Here is a 24,419-nt window from a genome sequence, read left to right as displayed (position 1 = left end):
GGACGGAGGTCCGCTAGCCCTGGTCGTCCGCCAGGAACTCCCCGTCCACGTACACCCACGCCCCATCCACCCGCTCGAACCGGCTCCGCTCGTGCAGCGAGCCGCCCCGGAACGAGGCGCGGAAGGTGACCGTGCCGGTGGTGTGGAAGGGCGTACCGTCCCGGGTGTCCAGGATCTCCAGCCCGGTCCAGCGCATCGTCGTGTCGAAGGCGACCTCGGCGGGCCGCGTCCGGGGATGCCAACTGCGCAGCAGATACGCCTCGTCGCGCATCACGAACGCGCTGTACCGGGACCGCATCAACGCCTCGGCGGTCGGCGCGGCGGCGCTCCCCGAGTGGTACCGGCCGCAACAGGCCTCGTACGCCTCGGGCAGCCCGCAGGGGCACGTACGGGGGCTTTGGGAAGCAGCCCGTGACGCACTCTTCGACCTGGCCCTGGAACCACCTCGGCGCGACGACATGGCAGTCATTGTGCCCGCTCCCCGGCCGACCCCGCGGAGTCGGCCGCGACGCCGACCCCGCGTACGCCGCTCGTCACACCGAGCCCGCGTTCGTTGGCGGATACGGCGGTCGCGCCGGCACCCCGGGCTCCCTCGGGGAGGGCAGGGGCGGCAGCGCCGGCTCCTGCAACCAGGCCCGGAACAGGGCGTCCAGCGGCCCGTCGGCGTAGCGGCCGGCGTGCGCCGTGAAACCGGCCGTCGTCACGGCACCACCGCGGTGGACGGTCGCCCAGCCGCGCAGCATCCGGAAGAACGCCTCGTCACCGAGGGCGCAGCGGACCGCGTGGACGGTGAGACCGCCGCGCTCGTAGAGCCGGTCGTCGAACATCAGCTTGCGGCCCGGGTCCGCCAGCCGCAGGTCCTGCGGCAGCGCGGCGAGCTTCTGGTGCGCGGCGGCGGCCAGTTGCTGCGCGCTGCGCCCGCCGGAACGTTCCGACCACAGCCACTCGGCGTACTTGGCGAACCCCTCGTTCAGCCAGATGTGCCGCCAGTCCGCGATGGACACGCTGTTGCCGAACCACTGGTGCGCCAGCTCGTGCGCCACCAGCCGCTCCGAACCCCGCGCCCCGTCCACATGGTTGGCGCCGAACAGCGACAACCCCTGTGCCTCGACCGGGACATCGAGCTCCTCCTCGGTCACCACCACCGCGTACTCCCCGAACGGGTACGGCCCGAACAGCTCCTCGAACAGCTCCATCATGGCGGGCTGCCGTGCGAAGTCCCGCGAGAACTCGGTGAGCAGGTGCGCCGGGATGTGCCCGTGCTGCGGCACCCCGCCCGGCCGCGGATCGCCCAGCAGCACCGTCTGGTACCTGCCGATCGACAGCCCCACCAGATAACTAGACGTCGGCGCCGACTGCTCGTACACCCAGGTCGTCGTGGACGCCTTCGCCGTACGGGTGAGCAGCCGCCCGCCCGCCACCACCTGGTACGCCGACGGCGTCGTCACCGAGATCTGGTACGAGGCCTTGTCGGCGGGCCGGTCGTTGCACGGATACCAGGACGGCGCGCCGACCGGCTGGCTCGCCACCAGCGCCCCGTCGGTCAGCTCCTCCCAACCGAGCCCGCCCCAGGGGCTGTTGACCGGCTTGGGATTGCCCGACCAGTGCACCTCGACCGTGAACGCGGCCCCGGGCCGGATCGGCTTGGCCGGCCGGATCCGCAGCCGGCCACCCCGGTGCGAGTAGTGCGGCGCCCGCCCGTCGACCCGCACCCGCCCGATCTTGAAGTCGGCCAGGTTCAACTGGAACTCGGCGAGCGCGGCCCGGCCCGCTATCGCGTTGAGCCGCGCGGTGCCCGACAACCGGTTCGGCCCCGGCCGGTAGTCCACAGCCAGCTCGTACCGATGCACCCGGTAACGGGAATCGCCGTTCGCCGGGAAGTACGGGTCCGGACCCACTGACTGCTGAACCGCCACTGCCGCTTCTGCTCCCCGCTCCGCTCTCGTACGACGTCCATCGTCCCCCGGGTCGCCCGACGCCGCACGAGCCGCGGTCAGCGGCGCCATGACTCGATCGGGTTGCCCAGCCACCGGGTGTCGTCGGGAACGGACTCCGCGGCCATGACCAGCGACGCCGGACCCAGCGTGGTGCGGGCCCCGACCACGCTGCCGGGCAGGACGATTCCGCCCGGGCCCAAAGTGGCACCCTCACGGAGCTCCACAGTATCCGTCCGCAAGATCCGGTCGTGGAAGAGGTGGGTCTGCAGGACGCATCCCCGGTTCACCGTGGCCCCGTCGCCGAGCGTCACGAGGTCGGTCTCGGGTAGCCAGTAACTCTCGACCCACACCCCCTTGCCGATCCGCGCCCCCAGCCCGCGCAGCCACACGTTCAGCACCGGCGTCCCCGGCACCGCACCCGCCAGCCAAGGCACCGCCAGCACCTCCACGAAGGTGTCCGCCAGCTCGTTGCGCCACACGAAACCGCTCCACAGCGGATGCTCACCCGTGCGGTGCCGCCCCACGAGCAGCCACTTCGCGACGACGGACACCAGACCCGCCAGCCCACCCGCCCCCAGCAGCACGACGCCGCCCCACAGCCACGCCCAGCCGCCCAGCGCGCTCAGCACCGCCACCGTCAGCAGCGCGAGCCCCGCCGAGCAGAACACCGGCACGATCCGGCACAGCTCCACCAGCGCCCGCGCCCACAGCAGCCGCGCCGGCGGCTCGTACGTCAGGCTCTGGTCGCCGTCCGCCGCCGCCCGGGGCAGCTTGACCGGCGGCAGCCCCAGATACGAACTGCCCTTCTTCGCCTTCTTCGGCGTCGCCGACAGCACCCCCACCAGACCGCCGTCCGGCACGGAACGCCCCGGCGCGGTCATCCCGGAGTTCCCCAGGAACGCCCGCCGCCCGATCTCCGCCCGCCCGATCCGCATCCAGCCCCCGCCGAGTTCGTACGGCGCGGTCAGGGTGTCGTCCGCGAGGAACGCCCCGTCCCCGACCGTCGTCAGACTCGGCAGCGCAAGGACGGTCGACACTTCGGCGCCCTTGCCGATCCGCATCCCCAGCAGCCGCAGCCACACCGGCGTGACCAGCCCCGCGTACAGCGGGAACAGCGTCTCCCGCGACCGGTCCATCAGCTGGGTGACCGTCCACGCCTGCCAGCCGACCCGGCTGTGCGTGGGATGCGTACCCTCCCGCAGCCCGAGGCTCAGCAGCCGCACGGCGACCAGCAGCAGCAGCGCGTACGCCGCCCCGAACGCGAGCGTGGCGGGCACCAGCCCGAGCGCCGCGCCCCGCAGGGCACCGCCGAGCCCGGCCGCCGGATCCACGAACAGGCCCAGCACGGCCAGCGCGGCGACCCCGGCGAGCACCGGCAGCCCGGTCAGCCCGACACCGGTCACGCCGTACGACGCCCGCCAGAACAGGTCCCGCTGCGGCCGCTCCTTGGGCCAGTTCCGCTTCGCCTTGCCCAGCTTGACCGCCGGCGCCCCGGCCCAGCGCTGACCGGTGGGCACCTGGCCGACCACGGCCGACCCGGGCGCCACCTCGGCCCGCTTGCCGACCCTGGCCCCCGGCAGCAGCATGCTCCGCGTCCCCACGACCGCGCCGGCCCCCACCTTGACCGGCCCGATCTCCAGCCGGTCCCCGTCGAGCCAGTACCCGGAGAGGTCCACCTCCGACTCCACGGCCGCGCCCCGCCCGAGCTTCAGCATCCCGGTCACCGGCGGCAGCGCGTGCAGATCGACATCGGCCCCGACCCTGGCGCCCAGGGCACGCGCGTACCGCTCCAGCCACACCCCGGTCAGCGAGGTCGCCCCACTGAACTCGGCCAGCCGCTCGGCCGCCCACAGCCGCAGATGCACGCTCCCGCCGCGCGCGTACCGGCCCGGCTCGACGCCACGCAGCAGCAGCCGCGCCCCGCCCGCCGCGATCGCCAGCCGCCCCGGCGGGGTGAAGAACAGCACCGCCCCGACCGCCACGGCCCACCAGGGCGCGGTCGGCAGCCAGGCGTAGGACCCCAGCAGATTCCCCAGTGCCGCCAGCGGGACGACCCACCGCAGGCCGAGCAGGGTGAACAGGGGGAAGAGCAGCGCGAGCTGGACGAGCCGCGCCCGCACCGGCACCGGCGCCACAGCCCGCCGGGCACCGTCCTCGCCGCCGGACTCCTCCAGGTACCGGGCCAGCTTCCTGAGCGTGGGCCGCTGGTAGACGTCCACCACCGCGACGCTCGGGTACCGGGTCCGCAGCCGCGTCGTCAGCTGCGCGGCGGCCAGACTGCCGCCGCCGATGGCGAAGAAGTCGTCGCCCGCGCCGCCGACCGGGATCCCCAGCACCTCGGCCCACTGCTCGGCGAGCCACGCCTCGGTCCCGTACAGCTCCTCGGTGGGACCAGCGGTCTCCAGGTCCGCCAGCGGCCACGGCAGGGCGTTCCGGTCGACCTTCCCGGACGTCCGGGTCGGCAGCTCCGCCACCGGCGCCAGCAGCGGCACCAACGCGGCAGGCAGCTCGGCCCGCAGCTTCTCCACGGCCGCCGCGTGGTCCCAGCCCTCCTGGGTGACCACGTATCCGACGAGCAGCTGGTTGCCGCTCCGCGCGGTCCGTACGGCCGCCGCGGCGCCCGCGACACCGGGCAGCGCCTGCAACGCGGCGTCGACCTCGCCCAGCTCGATCCGCCGACCGCCGAGCTTGATCTGCTCGTCGGCCCGCCCGAGGAAGATCAGCCCCTCGGGCTCGGCCTTCACCAGGTCACCGCTGCGGTAGGCCCGCTCCCAGCCGAGCGACGGAAGCGGCGCGTACTTCTCCGCGTCCTTCTCGGCGTCGAGATACCGCGCGAGCCCGACCCCGCCGATCACGAGCTGCCCGCTGCCGCCCATCGGCACGGGCTCCCCGGCCTCGTCCACGACGGCCAGCTCCCACCCGTCGAGCGGCAGCCCGATCCGGATCGGCTCCGCACCGGACATCAGCGAGGCGCAGGCGACGACGGTGGCCTCGGTCGGCCCGTACGTGTTCCAGACCTCCCGCCCCTCCGTCACCAGTCGCTGCGCCAGTTCCGGCGGGCACGCCTCACCGCCGAAGATCAGCAGCCGTACGTCGTTGAGGGTCTCGGGCTCCCACAGCGCGGCCAGCGTCGGCACGGTCGACACGACCGTGATCTCCTGCTCCACCAGCCAGGGCCCCAGATCCGCGCCGCTCCTGACCTGCGCGCGCGGCACCGGCACCAGGCAGGCGCCGTACCGCCAGGCCAGCCACATCTCCTCGCAGGACGCGTCGAAGGCGACGGACAGCCCGGCCATCACCCGGTCCCCGGGCCCGATCGGCTCCTCGGTCAGGAACAGCGCCGCCTCGGCGTCCACGAACGCGGCGGCACTGCGGTGGCTGACGGCCACGCCCTTGGGCCTGCCCGTCGACCCGGAGGTGAAGATGATCCACGCGTCGTGCTCGACCCCGGGCCGCGCGGCGGGGGAGTCGGACGCGCCGTGCACGGTCAGTTCTTGCCCGGCCCCGATGACGGCCCGTACCTCGGCCTCGCCGAACACCAGCTCGGCCCGCTCGTCGGGGTCCTCGGCGTCGACGGGCACGTAGGCGGCCCCGGCGGCCAGCACCGCGAGGATCGCGACATACAGCTCGTTGGTGCCCGACGGCACCCGCACCCCGACGCGGTCCCCGAGCCCGACCCCGGCGGCTCCCAGTCGTCGCCGCAGGTTCTCCACCTCGACGGCCAGCGCACGGTAGGTCAGCCGCCGCTTCCCGTCGTCCAGCGCGGGCTCCTCCGGGTACGACCGCACGGACGCCTCGAAGACGTCGACGAGGGTGCGGGGGGAGGCCGCGGGACCGGCCGAGAAACGGGCCACCTGGCCGAACTGCCCGGTCCCCTCGGCCAACTCTCCGTCGAGCAGCGTCAGGTCAGGACTCTCGTATACGGCGGCCATCGGATCCTCGCCTCTCGAACCCGGACCATCCGGGGGCGCCGGAGGGGCCACAGGTCTGCCTGGGGATATTTCCGTACCGGTGCCGAACAAGCCCCATACTCTAGTGCTCGGGTGACTACGGCCTGTCGTGTCGGCCAAGCGGAGGCAACCGCGGAGCGGCCCGCAGGGGACTCCCGAACGGCTGTGACCTGCGCTTTCTCGAACAGCGAGAGATATGTCCCACATTTCGCCGCCCAACGCACGAAGGCCGCGACCCTGGGGTCGCGGCCTTCGCCACTATGTGTCCGAGGGGGGACTTGAACCCCCACGCCCGATAAAGGGCACTAGCACCTCAAGCTAGCGCGTCTGCCATTCCGCCACCCGGACAAGGTGTCTGTCGTGCGGGTTCTCCCCGCGGCGACGAAGGAAACATTACCAGGCTTTCGAGGGCCCCCGATCACACCCCGTCCCCGGGGGCGGCCCGGCGTGAACGGCGTGTGACGGGCCGGTCCCGGTCTTGGGAGGGGCGGTGGGGCAGGAGGAGGATGAGGGGGAACCACCAGCAGCGACAGCGGGAGGAACCAGCGTGAGTGAGACGGACACGGGCAGGCACGTGACCGGCGAGGACGAGGTCGTCGACCTCTGCCGCGAGCTGATCCGGATCGACACCAGCAACTTCGGCGACCACTCGGGCCCGGGCGAGCGCAAGGCCGCCGAGTGGGTCGCCGAGAAGCTGGCCGAGGTGGGCCTGGAGCCGAAGATCTTCGAGTCGCACCCCGGCCGCGCCTCCACGGTGGCCCGGATCGAGGGCGAGGACCCGTCCCGGCCCGCGCTGCTCATCCACGGCCACACCGACGTCGTCCCCGCCAACGCGGCGGACTGGACCCACCACCCGTTCTCCGGCGAGGTCGCGGACGGCTGTGTGTGGGGCCGGGGCGCGGTCGACATGAAGGACATGGACGCCATGACGCTGGCGGTCGTCCGTGACCGGATGCGCAGTGGCCGCAAGCCCCCGCGCGACATCGTGCTCGCCTTCCTCGCGGACGAGGAGGCCGGCGGCACCTACGGGGCGAAGCACCTCGTCAAGAACCACGCCGATCTCTTCGAGGGCGTCACCGAGGCGATCAGCGAGGTCGGCGGGTTCTCGTTCACCGTGAACGAGCAGCGGCGGCTCTATCTGATCCAGACGGCCGAGAAGGGCATGCACTGGATGAAGCTGACCGTGGCCGGAACGGCGGGCCACGGCTCGATGATCCACCGCGACAACGCCATCACCGAACTGTCGGAGGCCGTCGCACGCCTCGGCCGCCACCAGTTCCCGGTACGGGTCACCAAGACCACCCGCGCCTTCCTCGACGAACTCGGCGACGCCCTCGGCACCACGCTCGACCCGGAGGACATGGAGGGCACCCTCGCCAGGCTGGGCGGAATCGCCAAGCTCATCGGCGCGACGCTGCGCAACACCGCCAACCCCACCCAGCTCGGCGCCGGTTACAAGGTCAACGTCATCCCGGGTGAGGCCACCGCGCACGTCGACGGACGGTTCCTGCCCGGGTTCGAGGAGGAGTTTCTCGCCGACCTCGACAAGATCCTCGGCCCCAAGGTGCGGCGCGAGGACGTGCACTCCGACAAGGCGCTGGAGACCTCCTTCGACGGGGCGATCGTCGACGCCATGCAGTCCGCGCTGCTCGCCGAGGACCCGGCCGCGCAGGCGGTCCCGTACATGCTCTCCGGCGGTACGGACGCCAAGTCCTTCGACGACCTCGGCATCCGGGGCTTCGGCTTCGCGCCGCTGAAGCTGCCGCCGGAGCTGGACTTCGCGGGCATGTTCCACGGTGTCGACGAGAGGGTGCCGGTGGAGGGCCTGAAGTTCGGTGTGCGCGTGCTCGACCGTTTCATCGACGCGTCCTGACCCGTCCTGACCCGTCCGGCACTTAATTCGGCCGGGCGTACGAAGGTCGACCGTGACGAGTGAATCCGACCATAAGCTCGTAGCTCCATTACTCCCTCCTCGTTACAGGTGATGCGACTCGCTACTTGGAGTCGCTTTGCCAACAAGGAGGAACAATGCTCAAGAAGGTCGTCGCCGCTGCGGCTGCCACCGGTGGTCTGGTTCTCGCGGGCGCGGGTATGGCCGTCGCCGACGCCGGGGCTCAGGGTGCCGCCGTCGGCTCCCCGGGTGTCGCGTCCGGCAATGTCGTCCAGGTGCCGGTTCACGTCCCCGTGAACGTGTGCGGCAACACGATCTCGGTGATCGGGCTGCTGAACCCCGCCTTCGGCAACACCTGCATCAACAAGTGACGTTGTGCCTCACCCGGTGAGGGTCTGAACAAACCGTCGGCCCCGGAGTGCGCGCCATGCACTCCGGGGCCGTTCGGTCTCCCGACAAGGTGTACAAGATCACAACATAAGGCTTAAGGCAGGTAATTCAGCAATGCGACAGGTCACCCGCAAAGGCCTCATGACGGTGGCGGCCGCGTCCGGGGTCTTCGCCGCGGCCGGAGGCATGGCGCACGCCGACTCCGGCGCGCAGGGCTCCGCCACCAACTCGCCGGGCGTGCTCTCCGGCAACACCGTGCAGGCGCCGGTGGAGGCCGAGGTCAACGTCTGCGGCAACACGGTGAACGTGGTCGGGCTGCTCAACCCGGCAGCCGGCAACAAGTGTTCCAACGGCGGTGGCAAGCACGCAGGCGGCGGCCACGGCGACCAGGGCCACGGTTCCTCGCACGGGGGTTCCCAGGCCCGGGGTCACGCCAGTGACTCGCCCGGCGTGGCCTCCGGCAACGTCGTGCAGGCCCCGGTGAACGCACCGGTCAACGTCTGCGGCAACAGCGTGAACGTGGTCGGCGTCGGCAACACGGCCGTGGGCAACGACTGCTCCAACGGCTCGGGCGGCGGCGGTTATGGCGGCGGTTACGGCGACGACGGCCACGGTCCGTCCTACGGCGGCGGCTCCCACGCAGGCGGTCACACCGGTGACTCGCCGGGTGTGGCCTCCGGCAACCACATCCAGGTTCCGGTCCACGTGCCGGTCAACGTGTGCGGCAACAGCGTCAGCGTGGTCGGCATCGGCAACGGGGTCGCGGACGACGACTGCGGGAACTCGGGCGGCGGAGGGGCGCACGAGAACCCGGGCAGCGGCACGCAGAACCCGCCGGGCGACTCCGAGGAGGCGTCCCCGCAGGCTCCGGGCAAGCCCGGCGGGCCCGGCGGTCCGGGCACGCCCGGCGGCGAGGTCCCCGGCGGTGACACCAACACCCCGGGCACGCAGACCGTCAGCCGGCCCGACGGCGCCGCGCAGCTCGCCCAGACCGGCGGCGACCTGCCGCTGGGGATGATGCTCCCGGTGGGCGCGGGGGCGCTGATCGGCGGTGCCCTGATCTACCGCAAGGCACGCGCCGCCGCGCTGTAACCGGACCCGGCGTCCACGCGACGGAGCGGGCCCCGCATCCGCGGGGCCCGCTCCGTCGCGTTCCGCCCACTCACCATGTGGCGCGCACCTGGCGGATGATCCGTCGGCGCAACCGCACCCTGCGGCTGCCGTCACGCAGCAGGCTCAGTCGGTCCAACTCCCAGTGTCCGTACTCGGCATGGTCCGTCAGCAGGCGTGTGGCGTCCTTGCGGGAGACCCCGCGCGGTACGTACACGTCGACAAATTCGTATTCCGGCATCGGTATCTATTGTGCGGGCTGGGGCCCGGTACGGATAGCGTCTGCACTATGTCTGATGCTGCGCAGCCCACCGCTGCCGAGGTACGCGCCGCCGCCGAGGCGGTCAAGACCGCGCTCGACCGCCACCTGGCCGCGGTCGAACGCCGGTCGGGGGAGGACGACCCGGCCGTCTACGAGGCGTTCAACGAGCTGGCCGCGGCCGCCGAGGAGTACGACGAACTGCTCTACGACCGCTATGACGAGGTCACGCCCTTCGAGATCCCCGGCACCGAGGACAGGCCGCCGTACATCGGCCCCGACGAGCCAGGCGCGCTCAGTGTGCTGATCCGCCGCGACTACACGGTGGGCGAGCCGCAGCGGCTGCTGGCACAGGCGCAGCGCGTGGAGGCGGCCGAGGAGCCGACCGCCTCCGAGGGGGCCGCGAGCACGGTGCTCGGCGCCCTCGGGGTGCTGTTCGGCGAGTTCGAACCGGACGAGATCGCCTCCCGGCACAAGGAGTTCGGCCTGGAGGAGGGCGACTCCACGCTCTGGGTGACCGCCGCGGACGACGCCGCCGAGCCCGGGGAGTGGCTGGAGGCGCCCTTCGAAGGGGTCGACACACAGCTGACCGTCTGCCGCTTCGACGTCAGCGCGGTCTTCGACGACGAGCCGGACGACGACGACCTGGACGACGACGTCACGCTCGTCGCGGACCTGGACGAGGACGAGGACCTGGAACCGCTGGATGTGGACCGGTAGGGGTCCTCAGCGGGGCGCCTGAGAGCTCGGGGCGTCCGTCGTCGGCGGCCTCGGGTCGTGCGTGGTTGCTCGCGCAGTTCCCCGCGCCCCCTGGAGGACGGCCCTGCGGGCCGCTCCAGGAGGCGCGCGTCCGTTGCCGGGCGGTGCGTCAATCGGTCGGCGGCACCTGGGCCTTGAGCAGGGCCGGCAGTCGGGTCGTGCGGGGCTTCGGCGGGATCTCGGCGACCGCGCGCGGCAGGGCCTGCTCCACCCCGTGCACGACGGACAGGTGCCGCTCGGCGCGACCGAAGGCCGTGTAGACCCAGGGGCGCGTGAGGGCCTGCGCCGCGTCACCCGGCAGGACCACCACCGCCGCCGGCCACCGGTGCCCCACGGCCTGGTGCGCGGTCAGCGCCCACCCGTGCCGCACGGTCTGCTCGACCCGCTCCTTCGGTACGACGACGGCCGTGCCCGCGCACTCCAGGTGCAGCCCCTCGGCATCGGCCTTCACCACGCGGCCGGGGGTCGTACGGCCCGGCGCGGGGGAGTGGACCACACGGTCGCCCGGGTCGAAGCCGCCGAAACGGCCCGGACCGGGGTTCAGCCGCTCCTTCAACGCGGCGTTCAGCGCACGCGTACCGGCGGCGCCCCCATGGCCGGGGGTGATCACCCGCACCTGTTCCGCGGGGATCCCGAACGCCCTCGGCACCGAGTCCACGACGAGCTGCGCGGTCCGGTGCACGGCCTCACCGGCGTCCCGCACCGGCACGATCACGACCTCCTTGCCGGGCGCGTCGACCTGGTTCAGCTCGCCGATCCCGATGCCGGAGACCAGTTCGCCGATGGGCCCGGGGTCGGGTGTCCGGGAGGCCACCTGCGGGCAGGCCCGGGCGGCGAGCAGGTCGGCGAAGACCCGGCCCGGCCCGGCGGACCACAGCACCCCCGGGTCGCCGCTGAACACCAGCCGGGCCCCGTCGGGCAGCGACTCGGCGAGCAGCGCGGCCGTCTCGACGTCCAACTGGGGCGCGTCCAGCACCACGAGAAGGTCCAGGTCGAGCGCGCCGTCCACGTCACGGCCGGGTCCCTCGGCGCCGGACAGCAGCCCGGCGAGGGTCGCCACGACGGTGTCGTCCCTCTCAGCGGGCTCGGCGCCGGCGGAGCCCAGCTGTGCGGCGAAGCGTCGTCTGCCGTCCGCGCTGTGCGTCGCCGCGTACGCCCGCAGGCCCAGCGACCGGGCGGCCGTGACGAGCGCCGCCGGCTCGGCGCGGGCCGCCTCGCCGCCGGTGTGCAGCACGAGCCCGTGTCCGGCGACGGCACGGATCAGCTCGGCGGCGGAACGCGGGGCCGACGCCGCTGCCGAGGCCCAGTCGGTCGGATCCTCCTTGGGCAGGGAGTTCATGAGGCGGGCGAGTGCGTCGGCGAGGCTCTCCTCGGCGAGGGCGTAACGCTCCAGGCCGATGAGGACACGGACCGGGCGCTCCTCCTCCGCCTCGTCGCCCTCACCCTCGCCCTCGTCGTCGGCGTGCGCGGATGCGGGGGCCGGTGCGGAACGGGTCGCGGCCGGGGCGTCGTCCAACGCGTCCTGGAAGACCAGGGCCTCGCCCTCGGCCACGGTGCTCTGGACCGCCTCGTCGGGGTCGGGGACGGAACGCTGACCGAGCGCGGCGACCAGGGCCGGGGCCTCCAACGCCGTGTGCCCGGCCACGGCCGCCTGCTCCAGCAGCCATACGGTGACCGCCCGGCCCCGCCGCTCGTCGTCCGGGCCGCACTCCGCGCCGAGCAGGGCCCGCGCGAACCCGTCCGCCTGCTCGGGCCGTACGCCCGGCACGCGCAGCAACTGCCAGGGATCCTCCCGCAGCCGGGCGCCCGCGCCCTCGCCGAGCGCCTCGGCGACCTGCGGCACCAGGGCCTCGGGAGCACCACCCTCGGTTAGCACCGCGCGCACCGCGTCGACCGTCTCGCCGGAGGGGACAGCCACGCCGACCGGGGGCGCCACGGGCTGTGGCCGCCGCACCGGCTCCTCCGCGGGCCGACGCGGCGTCGGCTCCGGCCCGTCGAAGACGGTGGCCGTGGGCTTCTGGCCGCCCTCCACGGCCCGCACGGCGGCCAGCAGGTCGGCGGCCGTCCCGCTGAGCTTGGCCCCGCTCGTGATCGGCGCGCTCTTCTCCGCCTTGCGCCGCTCGATCCGCTCCCGCTCCAGCCGCTGCGCCGCCAACTCGGCCTGAGCCTCGGAGACTTCGGGCGCGGCCTCGGAGGTTTCGGCGGCACCGACTTGGGGCTCGGTACCGGCCTCGGCTTCGTCGCCGGATTCGGTATCGACTTCGGCGGTGTCGGCCGACTCGCTGTCCCCGGCCGAGCCTTCCGGAGCGGCCCCGGCGTCGGCGGCCGCGTCGTCGGGCGCGGCGGAGGCCGTCGTGTCGCCCCCTCCTCCCGGCTCGTCCGTCCCCGTGGTCGAGGGCTCCGTGCTCACAGCGTGCTCCAGTCGTGATCGGGATAGCGGTGCACGGGCGCCGACACGTCGTCGAGAGCCCGGCAGATCTCGTCAGGAAGACTAAGGCTCTCCACTGACAATGCCCCCGTGAGCTGCAGCGCGTTGCGCGCGCCGACGATGGGCGCGGCCACGCCCGGCCGGTCGCGCACCCAGGCGAGGGCCACCTGGAGCGGGGTGACGGCGAGACCGTCCGCGGCGGTCTGCACCGCCTCCACGATGCTGGTCGCCGTCTCGTCGAGGTAGGGCGCGACGAACGGCGCCATGTGCTCGGAGCCGCCCCGGGAGTCGGGGGGCGTGATGTGGCGGTATTTGGCGGTCAGCACCCCGCGACCCAGTGGCGACGAGGGCAGCAGACCGACGCCGAGGTCCAGCGCGGCGGGCAGCACCTCGCGTTCGACGCCGCGTTGCAACAAGGAGTACTCCAACTGCGTACTGGCCAGGCGGGTGCGTATGCCGGGGGCCGCGAGCTGCCAGGTGGCCGCCTTCGCGAGCTGCCAGCCGCAGAAGTTGGAGACCCCGGCGTACCGGGCGCGGCCGCTGCTGACGGCCAGGTCGAGGGCCTGCAGCGTTTCGTCGAGCGGTGTTTCGGGGTCGTAGGCGTGGATGTGCCAGACGTCGACGTAGTCCGTGCCGAGGCGGGCGAGGGAGGCGTCCAGCGCGGCGAGCAGATGGCCCCGGGAACCGTCGAAGCGGCGGTCGGGGTCGGGGACGCTGCCGGCCTTCGTGGAGATGACCAGGTCGCGGCGGGGCACCAGCCCGTCCATCAACTGCCCCAGCAGATACTCGGCTTCGCCGTCCCCGTACACGTCGGCCGTGTCCACGAGGGTGCCGCCCGCCTCCCAGAACACCTTCAACATGTCCGCGGCGTCATGCTCGTCCGTGTCGCGGCCCCACGTCAGGGTGCCGAGCCCGATCCGGGACACGCGCAGGCCGGTACGGCCGAGATGCCTCTGCTCCATGAACGCCGACATTACTGGCCAGGCTTGGTCACGTGGGGGCCTGTGGATAACCGAATTTGGCAGTGCGGGTTCGCCGTCCGCGACCGAGTGGGGGCTTGTCGCGCAGTTCCCCGCGCCCCTCGGGACGGCCCTGCGGGCCGATGCCGAAAGGCCGCAGGCCTTTCAGGGGCGCGGGGAACTGCGCGAGCAACCACGACCGACCCGCACTCGCCCGACAACCTCAACCTCCCGAGCTCCCCCGCCCCCTCAGCGGAGCGCAAGGGTAGGGTCGGCGGGAACAAGGACGTTACCGATGGGTAAGGGAAGGCGGGTCTCTATGAAGCTCGGGATCAACCTCGGCTACTGGGGCGCCGGAATGGACGGGGACAACCTGGCCGTGGCCCAGGAGGCCGACCGGCTGGGGTACGCGGTGTGCTGGGCGGCGGAGGCGTACGGCTCGGACGCCGCCACCGTGCTCAGCTGGGTCGCCGCCAAGACCGACCGCATCGACGTGGGCTCGGCCATCTTCCAGATCCCGGCCCGCCAGCCCGCGATGACCGCGATGACCGCCGCGACGCTGGACTCGCTCTCCGGCGGCCGTTTCCGGCTCGGCCTCGGCGTCTCCGGACCGCAGGTCTCGGAGGGCTGGTACGGGGTCAAGTTCGACAAGCCGCTCGCCCGCACCCGCGAGTACGTCGAGATCGTCCGCAAGGCGATGACCCGTGAGCGCCTGTCGCACGACGGCGAGCACTGGACGCTGCCCCTGCCCGGCGGCCCCGGCAAGCCGCTCAAGCTGACCGTGCACCCCACCCGCGAGCACATCCCGCTGTACATCGCCGCGATCGGCCCGAAGAACCTGGAGCAGACCGGCGAGATCGCCGACGGCGCCCTGCTGATCTTCCCCTCGGCCGCGCACCTGGAGGACACCGCGATCACGTACCTGCGCGCGGGACGGGAGAAGGCCGGCAAGACCCTCGAAGGGTTCGACGTCTGCCCGACCCTGCCGCTGGCCGTCGGCGACGACAAGGACGTCACGACGCTCGCCGACACCTTCCGCCCGTACACCGCCCTGTACGTCGGCGGCATGGGCAGCCGCAAGCAGAACTTCTACAACCAGCTCGCCCAGCGCATGGGGTACGAGAAGGAGGCCGCCGAGATCCAGGACAAGTACCTGGCCGGCGACAAGGCCGGGGCCGCGGCGGCCATCCCGCACGAGCTGATCGACCAGACGACGCTGCTCGGCTCCGTGGAGCGCATCGCCGACCGGATGAAGGCCTACGCCGCGGCCGGGGTCACCACCCTCACCCTCGCCCCCGCGGGCTTCACCCTGGACGAGCGGATCGCCTCGCTCCGAGCCGGCACCGAGGCCCTGGAGCTGGCCGGGCTCGCGTAACCCGAACGGCGCAACGGCCGCCGCGCGCCGGAACCGGCCGGAATCGGCCGGACGGCAGGGGGGTCGGCGGGGGCAGAAAGTTCAGCGGCCGTGGTGGGGGCTCGGGGGTCTTCCCCGCCACGGCCGTCACGAAGGACAACGCGGCGCGACCCGCTCGGTTACGCGTTCGCGCCGCCCCGGCATCCTTCGTTCGGCGGATTTGTCCGACACAGCTGTTGCCCGGCTCCTGGTACCCCATTTGACTCGTTTTCTGCAGGACCCTGCCAGGCCCCCTGCAGAGAGGTGCCTCCGATGCTTTCGGCCAAGAGTCTGTTCCAGGAGATCGTCGACAACGACGAGTCGTTCCGGCTGTTCTGTTCGATCGCCGCCAGCGGCGAGACGCAGGGCGGCTGGGAGAACGCGCGCATCGCCGCGCTCGTCCCGCAGAGCGAGCGCGCACTCGCACCGAAGATCACCCGCCACGGTGCCGACGAGGACAAACACGGGCGGATCTTCAACGCCCTCATGAAGAAGCGCGGCCTCGAACCGGTGGAGGTCCCGCCCGAGACCGACTACACCATGCTCCTCGAACGCCGCGGCATCGGTCTCGCGCACGAGAAGCTCAAGGCCGACCAGGCCCTCACCCTGCGGGACATCATCGTCTACCTGTCCCACAGCCGGGTCACCGAACAGCGCGCAGCCGACCAGATGGTGATGCTCCGCAAGCACTTCGCGGACCATCCCGAGATCGGCAAGGCCGTCCGGATGATCTCCGACGACGAGGACAACCACCTCGCCTACACCCACGAGGAACTGCTGCGCTACGCGGCCGCCGGACACGGGCGTCTGATCCAGCGGACCCTGCGCGAGTGCGCCCTCGCGGAGATCGCCGTCTACCGGGACGTCAGCCTCGCCGTGATGGACCGGATGGGGCGCGTCCTCGGCTGGCCCAGGGCGAAGGCGGCCGTCCTCGCCGCCGGCATCCACGCCGTGTACGCGTACGAGCGGGCGGTCGGCTGGCGTCGCATGGTGACGCTGACGATGCCGGAACGCCGCGACGCCCTCGGCGGACCGGCGACCGCCGCCCCCGAGTTCGCCTGAGCACCTCGCACACCCGTCACGCGCGCGTGGGGCCGCACCGTCCGCCCACGCGCGCGTACGGCCCAGGAACAGCGTCCCGGGGGCGGGTGGTCGCTACAGCCAGCCCCGGCGCTTGAAGAGCCGGTACACCAGCACCTCCGTCATGACCATCAGCGCCATCAGCGCCGGGTACGACCACACCCAGCGCAGTTCCGGCATGTGCTCGAAGTTCATGCCGTAGACCCCGGCGGCCATGGTCGGGATCGCGGCCATCGCCGCCCAGGCCGAGATCTTCCGCATGTCGTCGTTCTGGCGGACACTCATCTGCGCGAGATGCGCGGAGAGGATGTCGGACACCAGCCGGTCCAGACCCTCGACGGACTCGTTGACGCGCGTGAGGTGGTCGTTGACGTCGCGGAAGAAGGGCTGGGCCTTCTCCTCGACGAAGGGCACCGCGGGGGTGGAGGTGCCGGTGCCCGAGAGCCGGGCGAGCGGGGCGGCGAGGGGGCCGGTGGCCCGGCGGAACTCCAGGACCTGGCGCTTGAACGTGTAGATCCGGGACGCCGTGTTCCGTGAGCCGCCGACGTCGGGGGAGAAGACCTCCGTCTCCAGTTCCTCCAGGTCGGTCTGGAGCTCGGTCGCCACCTCCAGATAGTGGTCGACGGTGGCGTCCGTGATCGCGTACAGCACGGACGTGGGCCCCTTGCCGAGCAGTTCGGGCTCCTGCTCCAGACGACGGCGTACGACGCCCAGGGGCGAGCCCTCGCCGTGGCGGACGGTCACCACGAAGGCGTGGCCGAGGAAGACCATCACCTCGCCGGTGGTCACGGTGTCGCTGGACGGCTCGTACACGACCGGCTTGAGCACCATGAACAGCGAGTCGTCGTACACCTCCAGCTTGGGCCGCTGGTGGGCCTTCAGGGCGTCCTCCACAGCCAGCGGATGCAGCGCGAACTCCTCGGTGACCAGGGCGAACTCCTTCTCCGACGGCTCATGCAGGCCGATCCACACGAAGCCACCGGAGGCGCGGGCGGCGGCCAGGGCGTCGGAGAGGTCGTCGGGGCCCTCGGTGCGGTGCCCGTCGCGGTAGACGGCGCAGTCGACGATCACGGGGAGTTCCTTTCGCAGAGCCTTGTCCACAGGGCCGGGGGAGGCCGTCGGGCGGGCGTCTAGGCTGGGGCGCATGCCCACGTTGATCCTTGTCCGGCACGGACGTTCCACCGCCAACACCGAGGGCGTGCTCGCCGGGTGGACGCCCGGGGTCGCGCTCGACGAGCGAGGCGCCGCGCAGGCCGCGGCGCTGCCCGACCGCCTCGCCGGGCTGCCGATCGCCGAGGTCGTCACCAGCCCGCTCCAGCGCTGTCAGGAGACGATCCGGCCACTGCTGGACGCCCGGCCGGGACTCGCCGCGCACACCGACGAGCGCATCGGCGAGTGCGACTACGGCGACTGGTCCGGCCGCAAGCTCGCCGAGCTGAACGACGAGCCGCTGATGCAGGTCGTCCAGGCGCATCCGACGGCCGCCGCGTTCCCGGGCGGTGAGTCGATGCGGGCCATGCAGCACCGGGCCGCCGAGGCGGTCCGGGAGTGGAACGCGCGCGTGGAGCGCGACCACGGCGCCGACGCCGTGTACGTGATGTGCTCGCACGGCGACATCATCAAGTCGCTCGTCGCGGACGCACTCGGACTTCATCTGGACCTCTTCCAGCGGATCTCTGTCGAACCGTGTTCCATCACCGCGATCCGTTACACCCGACTCAGGCCGTTTCTCGTCCGCCTCGGCGACACCGGGGACTTCTCGTCCCTGGCGCCGCGCGAGGAGCCCCCGAGCGGTGACGCGACCGTGGGGGGCGGTGCGGGGGCACCGTGATCGTCAACCGCAGTAGGGTGAAGCGGTCGCGGCGGCGCTGAGCAAGTCAGCAGCCGACGCGGCCGGTCCCGACGTCGATTCCAATGGAGACAGGACGTGTCCCGTCAGGTGTTCCTCTACGACCCCCCGGACCGCTTCGTGGCCGGTACGGTCGGGCTGCCCGGGCGCCGTACCTTCTTCCTGCAGGCCTCCTCCGGGCAGCGCGTCACCAGCGTCGCCCTGGAGAAGACCCAGGTCGCCGCGCTCGCCGAGCGCATGGACGAACTGCTGGACGAGGTCGTGCGGCGCAGCGGCGGCAGCGCCGCGGTCCCGGCCGTCGCCCCCACCGAGGTGTCGGACACGGCGCCGCTGGAGACCCCCGTCGAGGAGGAGTTCCGGGTCGGCACCATGGCGCTGGCCTGGGACGGCGACGAAGAGCGGATGATCGTCGAGGCGCAGGCCCTGGTCGAGTTGGACGCCGACTCCGAGGAGGACCTGGCCGAGGCGGAGGAGCGGATGCTCCAGGACGAGGAGAACGGCCCGCCGATGCTCCGCGTCCGCCTCACCGGCTCCCAGGCCCGGGCCTTCGCCAAGCGCGCCCTCGACGTCGTCAACGCGGGGCGGCCACCGTGCCCGCTGTGCAGTCTGCCGCTCGACCCGGAGGGACACGTATGTCCGCGCCAGAACGGATACCGGCGCGGGGAGTGACCTCCTCCGCCGAGCCGGCGCCCACCCCGCCGGCCGAGCCGTCGGTCAGGCTGCTGGCCGAGGGCGAGCTGACGGTGCGCGGGCAGGTGCGGGAGGCGTCCAACGCGGTGCTGTACTGCACGGTCTCGCACGAAGGCCAGGAAGCCGCCTGCGTCTACAAGCCCGTCGCCGGGGAGCGGCCCCTGTGGGACTTCCCCGACGGGACGCTCGCGCAGCGGGAGGTCGCCGCGTACGAGGTGTCCGAGGCGACCGGCTGGGGGCTCGTCCCGCCCACCGTCCTGCGCGACGGGCCGTACGGGCAGGGCATGTGCCAGCTGTGGATCGAGGGCGCGCCCGGGTCCGAGCTGCTGGCCCTCGTCGACGGCGAGGAGGCCGGGGAGGGCTGGAAGGCCGTCGGCTTCGCGGAGGTCGGGAACGGCGAGACCGCGCTCCTCGTGCACGCCGACGACCAGCGGCTGCGGCGGCTCGCCGTCCTCGACGCGGTCGTCAACAACGCCGACCGCAAGGGTGGGCACCTCCTGCCGGCCGCCGAGGGGCGGCTCTACGGCATCGACCACGGAGTGACCTTCAACGTCGAGAACAAGCTGCGGACGCTGCTGTGGGGCTGGGCGGGGGAGCCGCTCACGGAGGAGGCCGTGGGGGTGCTGGAGCGGCTGCGCGACGGGCTCGGCGAGGGCGGGGCCCTGGCCGCGAAGCTCGTCGCGTTGATCACACCGGCCGAGCTGGACGCCACACGGGAGCGGGTCGCCGCGCTGCTGAAGAGCGGCCGACACCCGGAGCCGACCGGCGACTGGCCGGCGATCCCCTGGCCCCCGGTCTGAGGCGCGCCCCGTCCGGGGCGCGGGGAACTGCGCGATCAGCCACGCCCCGGCGGCAGTCGCGCAACAGCCCGTACCCCCGGGTCGATAGGCGCCCCGCCACCCACCCGGCCGCACTCGCGCGACAGCGTGTCCCCCGCGAGTCACGGGGCGACCGGCCGAACCCCCGGAGGGCCCGGCATAGCGGCGCGGCGATCGGGTTAGGCTCGTGGCATGCATGCCTGGCCCGCTTCTGAGGTCCCCGCCCTGCCCGGCAAGGGCCGCGACCTTCGGATCCACGACACCGCGACCGATGGGCTCATCACCCTTGACCCCGGTCCCGTCGCCCGTATCTACGTCTGCGGTATCACCCCGTACGACGCGACCCACATGGGTCACGCGGCGACCTACAACGCGTTCGACCTCGTTCAGCGCGTGTGGCTCGACACCAAGCGGCAGGTTCACTACGTCCAGAACGTGACGGACGTCGACGACCCCCTGCTGGAGCGGGCCGAGCGCGACTCCATCGACTGGGTGGCCCTCGCCGAGAAGGAGACCGCCCTCTTCCGCGAGGACATGACCGCCCTGCGGATGCTCCCGCCCCGCCACTACATCGGCGCGGTCGAGGCCATCCCCGGCATCGTTCCGCTCGTCGAGCGGCTCCGTGACTCCGGCGCCGCCTACGAACTCGAGGGCGACATCTACTTCTCCGTCGAGTCCGACCCCGACTTCGGCAAGGTCTCACGCCTCGACGCCGCCACCATGCGGCTGCTCTCCGCCGAGCGCGGCGGCGACCCGGACCGGCCGGGCAAGAAGAACCCCCTCGACCCGATGCTCTGGATGGCCGCGCGCGAGGGCGAGCCCAGCTGGGACGGCGGCTCCCTCGGCCGCGGCCGGCCCGGCTGGCACATCGAGTGCGTCGCCATCGCCCTCGACCACCTCGGCATGGGCTTCGACGTCCAGGGCGGCGGCTCCGACCTCGCCTTCCCGCACCACGAGATGGGCGCATCGCACGCGCAGGCGCTGACCGGCGAGTTCCCCATGGCCAAGGCGTACGTCCACGCCGGCATGGTCGCCCTGCACGGCGAGAAGATGTCGAAGTCCAAGGGCAACCTGGTCTTCGTCTCCAAGCTCCGCCGCGACGGGGTCGACCCGGCAGCGATACGGCTCGCGCTCCTCGCCCACCACTACCGGTCCGACTGGGAGTGGACCGACCAGGTGCTCCAGGACGCCGTGGCCCGCCTCGACCGGTGGCGCGCCGCCGTCTCCCGCCCCGACGGACCGCCCGCCGAGGCCCTGGTCGAGGAGATCCGCGAGGCCCTCGCGAACGACCTGGACGCGCCCACCGCGCTCACCGCGGTCGACCGCTGGGCCGCCCTCCAGCAGGAGCGGGGCGGTACGGACGAGGGCGCGCCCGGCGTGGTGTCGCGCGCCGTGGACGCGCTGTTGGGCGTGGCCCTGTGAAGCCGTTGCAGTAACGACTCTGCACAGGCGTCGCCCACGCCTCACGCACCATACGCACCACACGGACACCGCTGGGGCGCGTCCTCCGACCGGAGGACGCGCCCCAGCGCTCGTAGGCGGCGTAGGCAGGGCCGCTACTGCTCCTCGCGGGGCGGACGGCCGGTCTCCCGCCGCAGGGGGCACGAAGGCGCGGTGCCTGGACGGAAGTTCACGGAGGGACGGAGGAGGAGCTGATCGGCCGAGCCGAACAGACCGTCACAATCCCGGCCGCGAGCTCTTCCGGGGCTGTCAAGGCGCTGTCGGTCGAGGGGTGAAGGGCTGCGGGGCCGGTCGGCATGTGATGGGGTGACAGACGTCAGTTGAAGCCGGACCGGCCAGCTGCCGGTCCCTTCGTGGAAGGGACGCACAGTGGCACCCCCGCTCCCCCCGCATCCCCCGCAATCCCCCTCCGCCGGCCCCGCCCCCCACCTCGGTCGGCGGAGCCTGCTCACGCTGTCGGCCGCCACCGCCGGCGCGCTGCTCGTCGGGGCCTCCGCCGCCTCCGCCTCCGCCGCCTCCGCGGCTTCGACCGCCTCCGCCACCGACTCGGCGTCCGGGGACCCGTGGCCCGACGTCATTCCCCTGCCGAACGGCTTCCGTCCCGAGGGCATCACCATCGGCGCCGACCCCTACGCCTACCTCGGCTCCCTCGGCGACGGCTCGATCTACCGCGCCGACCTGCGCACCGGCGCGGGCCGCATCATCTCGGCCGGCCCCGGTACGCCCTCCGTCGGGCTCAAACTCGACGACCGGGGGCGGCTGTTCGTCGCCGGGCGCGGTCAGGGCGCCCGGGTGGTGGACGTCCGTACCGGCAAGATCATCGCCTCGTACACGCTCACCACGAAGACGCCGACCTTCGCCAACGACGTCTTCCTCACCCCCGGCGCCGCCTGGTTCACCGACTCGTTCCAGCCCGCCCTGTACGCCCTGCCGCTCGGCCGCGACGGCCGGCTGCCGGGCCCGGACGAGGTCGTCACGGTCCCCCTCAGCGGCGCCTGGACCCAGACGCCGGGCGAGGTGGTCAACGCCAACGGGATCACCCGGACCCCGGACGGCAAGGCTCTCCTGGTCGTCCAGTCCGGCGTCGGTGGTCTCCACCGGGTGAACCCGAGGACCGGAGTCACGACCCTGGTCGACCTGGGGGACGCGGCCCCCCTCACCAACGGCGACGGCATGCTGCTCCTCGGCCGGCGGCTCTACGTCGTGCAGAACCGACAGAACGCGATCGACGTGTTCCAGCTCTCCGCCGACGGCCGCAGCGGCATCTTCGAGGGCCGCCTCAGCGACGCCGACTTCGACGTCCCGACCACGGTCGCGGCCCACAAGAACCGCCTGTACCTGCCCAACGCCCGCTTCACCACGACCCCGACCCCGGACACGACCTACGCGGTGGTGGCGATCAAATGCTGAGCACCCGGTAACTCCTGGCCCAGTTCCCCGCGCCCGAAGGGGCGCGGGGCTCCACTCGATGTGCGGCTCCGCCGCGTGGGCGCGACCAGCAACAACAAACCCGCAGATCCCGCGCAGCGCCACCGCCACGGCATCCCCGGCCCACTACTCCTCCGACGAACCCTCGCCGTCGCCCTCGTCCTCGCCTGCGGCGTCAGGCCGCGACGGCTTCGGCGGCCGCGTACGCCCCCCGGGGTTCTCCTTCGGGTTCCACGCGCCGGGGCCCGTGTCACCCCCGTCGGCCGTGGCGTGGCCCCCGGCCGGACCGGCGGAGCCGGGCCCACCGTCCCGCCGCCGGAGATACCGCTCGAACTCGCGGGCGATCGCCTCGCCCGACGCCTCCGGCAGCTCCGCCGTGTCCCGGGCCTCCTCCAGCGTCTGCACGTACTCGGCGACCTCGCTGTCCTCCGCCGCCAGCTGGTCCACGCCCACCTGCCAGGCGCGCGCGTCCTCGGGCAGCTCACCCAGCGGGATGCGTACGTCGATGAGGTCCTCCAGGCGGTTCAGGAGGGCCAGCGTCGCCTTCGGGTTCGGCGGCTGCGACACGTAGTGCGGCACCGCCGCCCAGAGCGAGACCGCGGGGACACCGGCGTGCGTGCACGCTTCCTGGAGGATGCCGACGATGCCCGTGGGCCCCTCGTACTTGGTCTCCTCCAGATCCATCCGCTGTGCCAGATCGGGATCGGACGTGACACCGCTGACCGGGACCGGACGCGTGTGCGGGGTGTCGCCGAGCAGCGCGCCCAGCACGACCACCAGCTCCACCCCCAGCTCATGGGCGAAGCCCAGCAGCTCGTTGCAGAACGAGCGCCAGCGCATCGACGGCTCGATACCCCGGACGAGTACGAGATCGCGGGGCTTGTCGCCGCCCACCCTGACCACCGACAACCTTGTCGTCGGCCAGGTGATCTTCCGTACGCCGCCGTCCAGCCACACCGTGGGACGGTTCACCTGGAAGTCGTAGTAGTCCTCGGCGTCCAGCGCCGCGAACACCTCGCCCTTCCATTCCCGGTCCAGATGCGCGACCGCGGTGGAGGCGGCGTCGCCGGCGTCGTTCCAGCCTTCGAACGCGGCCACCATCACTGGGTCGATCAGCTCGGGAACCCCCTCCAGCTCGATCACCCAGCGCCTCCTTCCGACGTGCCCTCGCGTACGCCCCAACCTTACGGCGTGCCGAGGGGCCTACCGCAGCCCCCTTGCACGGGGGAGTGAACGGATCACTGCCCCGTTCGCACGGCACAAACACGCGTCCGCCGCCGGAGCCTCAGGTGATCAACTTCTCACAGCGACGATCGCAGCCACTGCTCCACGCTCGCGATGTGCACCGTCGCCCAGGAGCGCGCGGCGTCGGCGTCGCGGTCGCGCAGGGCGGCCAGGATGGCGCGGTGCTCGTGCAGGGTCCGGCTGACGGCGTCCTCCTGGGTCAGTCCGCGCCAGATGCGGGCCCGCGTGGTCGGACCCGACAGGCCGTCGAGAAGCGAACACAGCACGGAGTTCCCGGAGGTCTGCACGATGCCCCGGTGGAACTCCAGGTCGCAGGCGACCAGTTCCTCCACCGACGGATCGGTGCCGAGCTTGTCCAACTGGGCCGCCAGCGCGTCCAGTTGCTGCTCGCTGATCCGCAGGGCGGCCATCGCCGTCGCCGCCGGTTCCAGTATGCGGCGCACGGCGAGGAACTCCAGGACCGTGTCGTCGCGGTGGAAGTCGACGACGAAACTCATCGCCTCCAGCAGGAGTTGGGGATCGAGGCTGGTCACATAGGTGCCGTCGCCCTGCCGTACGTCCAGGATGCGGATCAACGACAGGGCGCGCACGGCCTCGCGCAGGGAGTTGCGGGACAGCCCGAGGTCGGCCGCGAGCTCGCTCTCCTTCGGGAGCCGGTCGCCGGGGCGCAGCGCGCCGGAGACGATCATGCCCTTGATCTTCTCGATCGCCTCGTCGGTGACTGCCATGGCGACCCCTCCCTGTCGTTTCCGGCCGTTCCGGGCGTTCAGAC

General features: G+C 72.5%; 20 protein-coding genes and 1 tRNA gene. 11 read left to right on the top strand and 10 right to left on the bottom strand.

Annotated features, from left to right (window positions below):
• Window positions 1–13 precede the first annotated feature (13 nt).
• The 4 genes from L3078_RS09615 to L3078_RS09600 form a co-directional block, all read right to left on the bottom strand.
• Complete coding sequence (locus L3078_RS09615; RefSeq protein WP_239752997.1) at window positions 14–460, bottom strand: YchJ family protein; 447 nt, start codon at window positions 458–460, stop codon at window positions 14–16.
• 73 nt (window positions 461–533) lie between these two features.
• Window positions 534–1,916, bottom strand: coding sequence for a M1 family metallopeptidase (locus L3078_RS09610; protein ID WP_239752996.1), 1,383 nt, complete (start codon window positions 1,914–1,916; stop codon window positions 534–536).
• 77 nt (window positions 1,917–1,993) lie between these two features.
• Window positions 1,994–5,869, bottom strand: a complete 3,876-nt coding sequence (locus L3078_RS09605) for a Pls/PosA family non-ribosomal peptide synthetase (RefSeq protein ID WP_239752995.1) — start codon at window positions 5,867–5,869, stop codon at window positions 1,994–1,996.
• Window positions 5,870–6,150: 281 nt separating this feature from the next.
• A tRNA-Leu gene (locus tag L3078_RS09600) sits at window positions 6,151–6,235 on the bottom strand.
• Window positions 6,236–6,434: 199 nt separating this feature from the next.
• Here L3078_RS09600 and L3078_RS09595 point away from each other — a divergent pair.
• From L3078_RS09595 to L3078_RS09585, 3 genes are all read left to right on the top strand, one after another.
• Complete coding sequence (locus L3078_RS09595; RefSeq protein WP_239752994.1) at window positions 6,435–7,760, top strand: M20/M25/M40 family metallo-hydrolase; 1,326 nt, start codon at window positions 6,435–6,437, stop codon at window positions 7,758–7,760.
• Window positions 7,761–7,915: 155 nt separating this feature from the next.
• Window positions 7,916–8,149, top strand: a complete 234-nt coding sequence (gene chpH / locus L3078_RS09590; protein WP_239752993.1) for a chaplin ChpH — start codon at window positions 7,916–7,918, stop codon at window positions 8,147–8,149.
• A 133-nt stretch (window positions 8,150–8,282) separates the two neighbouring features.
• Window positions 8,283–9,260: a chaplin gene (locus L3078_RS09585; protein ID WP_239752992.1), complete on the top strand. Its 978-nt coding sequence runs from the start codon at window positions 8,283–8,285 to the stop codon at window positions 9,258–9,260.
• Between the two features lie 70 nt (window positions 9,261–9,330).
• Here L3078_RS09585 and L3078_RS09580 read toward each other — a convergent pair whose 3' ends face one another.
• Window positions 9,331–9,519, bottom strand: a complete 189-nt coding sequence (locus L3078_RS09580; RefSeq protein WP_005485166.1) for a DUF5703 family protein — start codon at window positions 9,517–9,519, stop codon at window positions 9,331–9,333.
• A gap of 48 nt (window positions 9,520–9,567) precedes the next feature.
• Between L3078_RS09580 and L3078_RS09575 the strand changes: the two genes are divergently transcribed.
• Window positions 9,568–10,257, top strand: coding sequence for a hypothetical protein (locus L3078_RS09575; RefSeq protein WP_239752991.1), 690 nt, complete (start codon window positions 9,568–9,570; stop codon window positions 10,255–10,257).
• A gap of 148 nt (window positions 10,258–10,405) precedes the next feature.
• Here the strand turns inward: L3078_RS09575 and L3078_RS09570 are convergent, their stop codons facing one another.
• Both L3078_RS09570 and L3078_RS09565 read right to left on the bottom strand, forming a co-directional pair.
• Entirely contained in the window at window positions 10,406–12,706 is a 2,301-nt protein-coding gene (locus L3078_RS09570; RefSeq protein ID WP_239752990.1) for a helix-hairpin-helix domain-containing protein, read from the bottom strand.
• Window positions 12,703–13,686 carry an aldo/keto reductase gene (locus tag L3078_RS09565; RefSeq protein WP_239752989.1) on the bottom strand — a complete coding sequence of 328 codons (984 nt, stop codon included), beginning with the start codon at window positions 13,684–13,686 and terminating at the stop codon, window positions 12,703–12,705. The genes L3078_RS09570 and L3078_RS09565 overlap by 4 nt, the downstream gene beginning before the upstream one ends.
• Window positions 13,687–14,002: 316 nt before the next feature.
• Here L3078_RS09565 and L3078_RS09560 point away from each other — a divergent pair, with 316 nt between their 5' ends.
• Window positions 14,003–15,058, top strand: coding sequence for an LLM class F420-dependent oxidoreductase (locus tag L3078_RS09560; RefSeq protein ID WP_239752988.1), 1,056 nt, complete (start codon window positions 14,003–14,005; stop codon window positions 15,056–15,058).
• A gap of 291 nt (window positions 15,059–15,349) precedes the next feature.
• Window positions 15,350–16,138 carry a VOC family protein gene (locus tag L3078_RS09555; RefSeq protein ID WP_239752987.1) on the top strand — a complete coding sequence of 263 codons (789 nt, stop codon included), beginning with the start codon at window positions 15,350–15,352 and terminating at the stop codon, window positions 16,136–16,138.
• 93 nt (window positions 16,139–16,231) lie between these two features.
• On the opposite strand, the gene corA is transcribed toward L3078_RS09555, so the two are convergent.
• Window positions 16,232–17,227, bottom strand: coding sequence for a magnesium/cobalt transporter CorA (gene corA, locus L3078_RS09550; RefSeq protein ID WP_239760262.1), 996 nt, complete (start codon window positions 17,225–17,227; stop codon window positions 16,232–16,234).
• A 73-nt stretch (window positions 17,228–17,300) separates the two neighbouring features.
• On the opposite strand from corA, the gene L3078_RS09545 reads away from it, so the two are divergent.
• The 5 genes from L3078_RS09545 to L3078_RS09525 all read left to right on the top strand — a co-directional run bounded on the left by L3078_RS09545 (window position 17,301) and on the right by L3078_RS09525 (window position 22,384).
• Window positions 17,301–17,987, top strand: a complete 687-nt coding sequence (locus tag L3078_RS09545; protein WP_239752986.1) for a histidine phosphatase family protein — start codon at window positions 17,301–17,303, stop codon at window positions 17,985–17,987.
• A gap of 96 nt (window positions 17,988–18,083) precedes the next feature.
• Window positions 18,084–18,674 carry a DUF3090 domain-containing protein gene (locus tag L3078_RS09540; protein WP_086797757.1) on the top strand — a complete coding sequence of 197 codons (591 nt, stop codon included), beginning with the start codon at window positions 18,084–18,086 and terminating at the stop codon, window positions 18,672–18,674.
• Complete coding sequence (locus L3078_RS09535) at window positions 18,638–19,495, top strand: SCO1664 family protein (protein WP_239752985.1); 858 nt, start codon at window positions 18,638–18,640, stop codon at window positions 19,493–19,495. Before L3078_RS09540 ends, L3078_RS09535 begins: the two co-directional genes overlap by 37 nt.
• 210 nt (window positions 19,496–19,705) lie before the next feature.
• The gene (mshC, locus tag L3078_RS09530; RefSeq protein ID WP_239752984.1) at window positions 19,706–20,935 is read left to right on the top strand and encodes a cysteine--1-D-myo-inosityl 2-amino-2-deoxy-alpha-D-glucopyranoside ligase; all 1,230 of its coding nucleotides are present in this window, start codon (window positions 19,706–19,708) and stop codon (window positions 20,933–20,935) included.
• Window positions 20,936–21,343: 408 nt separating this feature from the next.
• Window positions 21,344–22,384: an SMP-30/gluconolactonase/LRE family protein gene (locus L3078_RS09525; RefSeq protein WP_239752983.1), complete on the top strand. Its 1,041-nt coding sequence runs from the start codon at window positions 21,344–21,346 to the stop codon at window positions 22,382–22,384.
• Between the two features lie 144 nt (window positions 22,385–22,528).
• Here L3078_RS09525 and L3078_RS09520 read toward each other — a convergent pair whose 3' ends face one another.
• On the bottom strand, window positions 22,529–23,545 hold the full coding sequence (locus L3078_RS09520; protein ID WP_239752982.1) for a PAC2 family protein: 1,017 nt from the start codon (window positions 23,543–23,545) through the stop codon (window positions 22,529–22,531).
• A 158-nt stretch (window positions 23,546–23,703) separates the two neighbouring features.
• Window positions 23,704–24,375 (bottom strand): FadR/GntR family transcriptional regulator, encoded by a 672-nt coding sequence (locus L3078_RS09515; protein WP_239752981.1) that lies wholly within the window; start codon window positions 24,373–24,375, stop codon window positions 23,704–23,706.
• Window positions 24,376–24,419: the final 44 nt, after the last annotated feature.

This window comes from Streptomyces deccanensis, assembly GCF_022385335.1.
GTDB classification, from domain to species: domain Bacteria; phylum Actinomycetota; class Actinomycetes; order Streptomycetales; family Streptomycetaceae; genus Streptomyces; species Streptomyces deccanensis.
The sequence above is the reverse complement of the archived record's forward strand: the minus strand, read 5'-3'. Positions and strand labels throughout refer to the sequence as shown.

Coding starts and splice junctions, on each gene's coding strand:
- L3078_RS09615 (WP_239752997.1), bottom strand. CDS start 460: ATGTCGTCGCGCCGAGGTGGTTCCAGGGCCAGGTCGAAGAGTGCGTCA.
- L3078_RS09605 (WP_239752995.1), bottom strand. CDS start 5,869: ATGGCCGCCGTATACGAGAGTCCTGACCTGACGCTGCTCGACGGAGAG.
- chpH (WP_239752993.1), top strand. CDS start 7,916: ATGCTCAAGAAGGTCGTCGCCGCTGCGGCTGCCACCGGTGGTCTGGTT.
- L3078_RS09585 (WP_239752992.1), top strand. CDS start 8,283: ATGCGACAGGTCACCCGCAAAGGCCTCATGACGGTGGCGGCCGCGTCC.
- L3078_RS09580 (WP_005485166.1), bottom strand. CDS start 9,519: ATGCCGGAATACGAATTTGTCGACGTGTACGTACCGCGCGGGGTCTCC.
- L3078_RS09575 (WP_239752991.1), top strand. CDS start 9,568: ATGTCTGATGCTGCGCAGCCCACCGCTGCCGAGGTACGCGCCGCCGCC.
- L3078_RS09565 (WP_239752989.1), bottom strand. CDS start 13,686: ATGGAGCAGAGGCATCTCGGCCGTACCGGCCTGCGCGTGTCCCGGATC.
- L3078_RS09560 (WP_239752988.1), top strand. CDS start 14,003: ATGAAGCTCGGGATCAACCTCGGCTACTGGGGCGCCGGAATGGACGGG.
- L3078_RS09555 (WP_239752987.1), top strand. CDS start 15,350: ATGCTTTCGGCCAAGAGTCTGTTCCAGGAGATCGTCGACAACGACGAG.
- L3078_RS09545 (WP_239752986.1), top strand. CDS start 17,301: ATGCCCACGTTGATCCTTGTCCGGCACGGACGTTCCACCGCCAACACC.
- L3078_RS09535 (WP_239752985.1), top strand. CDS start 18,638: ATGTCCGCGCCAGAACGGATACCGGCGCGGGGAGTGACCTCCTCCGCC.
- mshC (WP_239752984.1), top strand. CDS start 19,706: ATGCATGCCTGGCCCGCTTCTGAGGTCCCCGCCCTGCCCGGCAAGGGC.
- L3078_RS09515 (WP_239752981.1), bottom strand. CDS start 24,375: ATGGCAGTCACCGACGAGGCGATCGAGAAGATCAAGGGCATGATCGTC.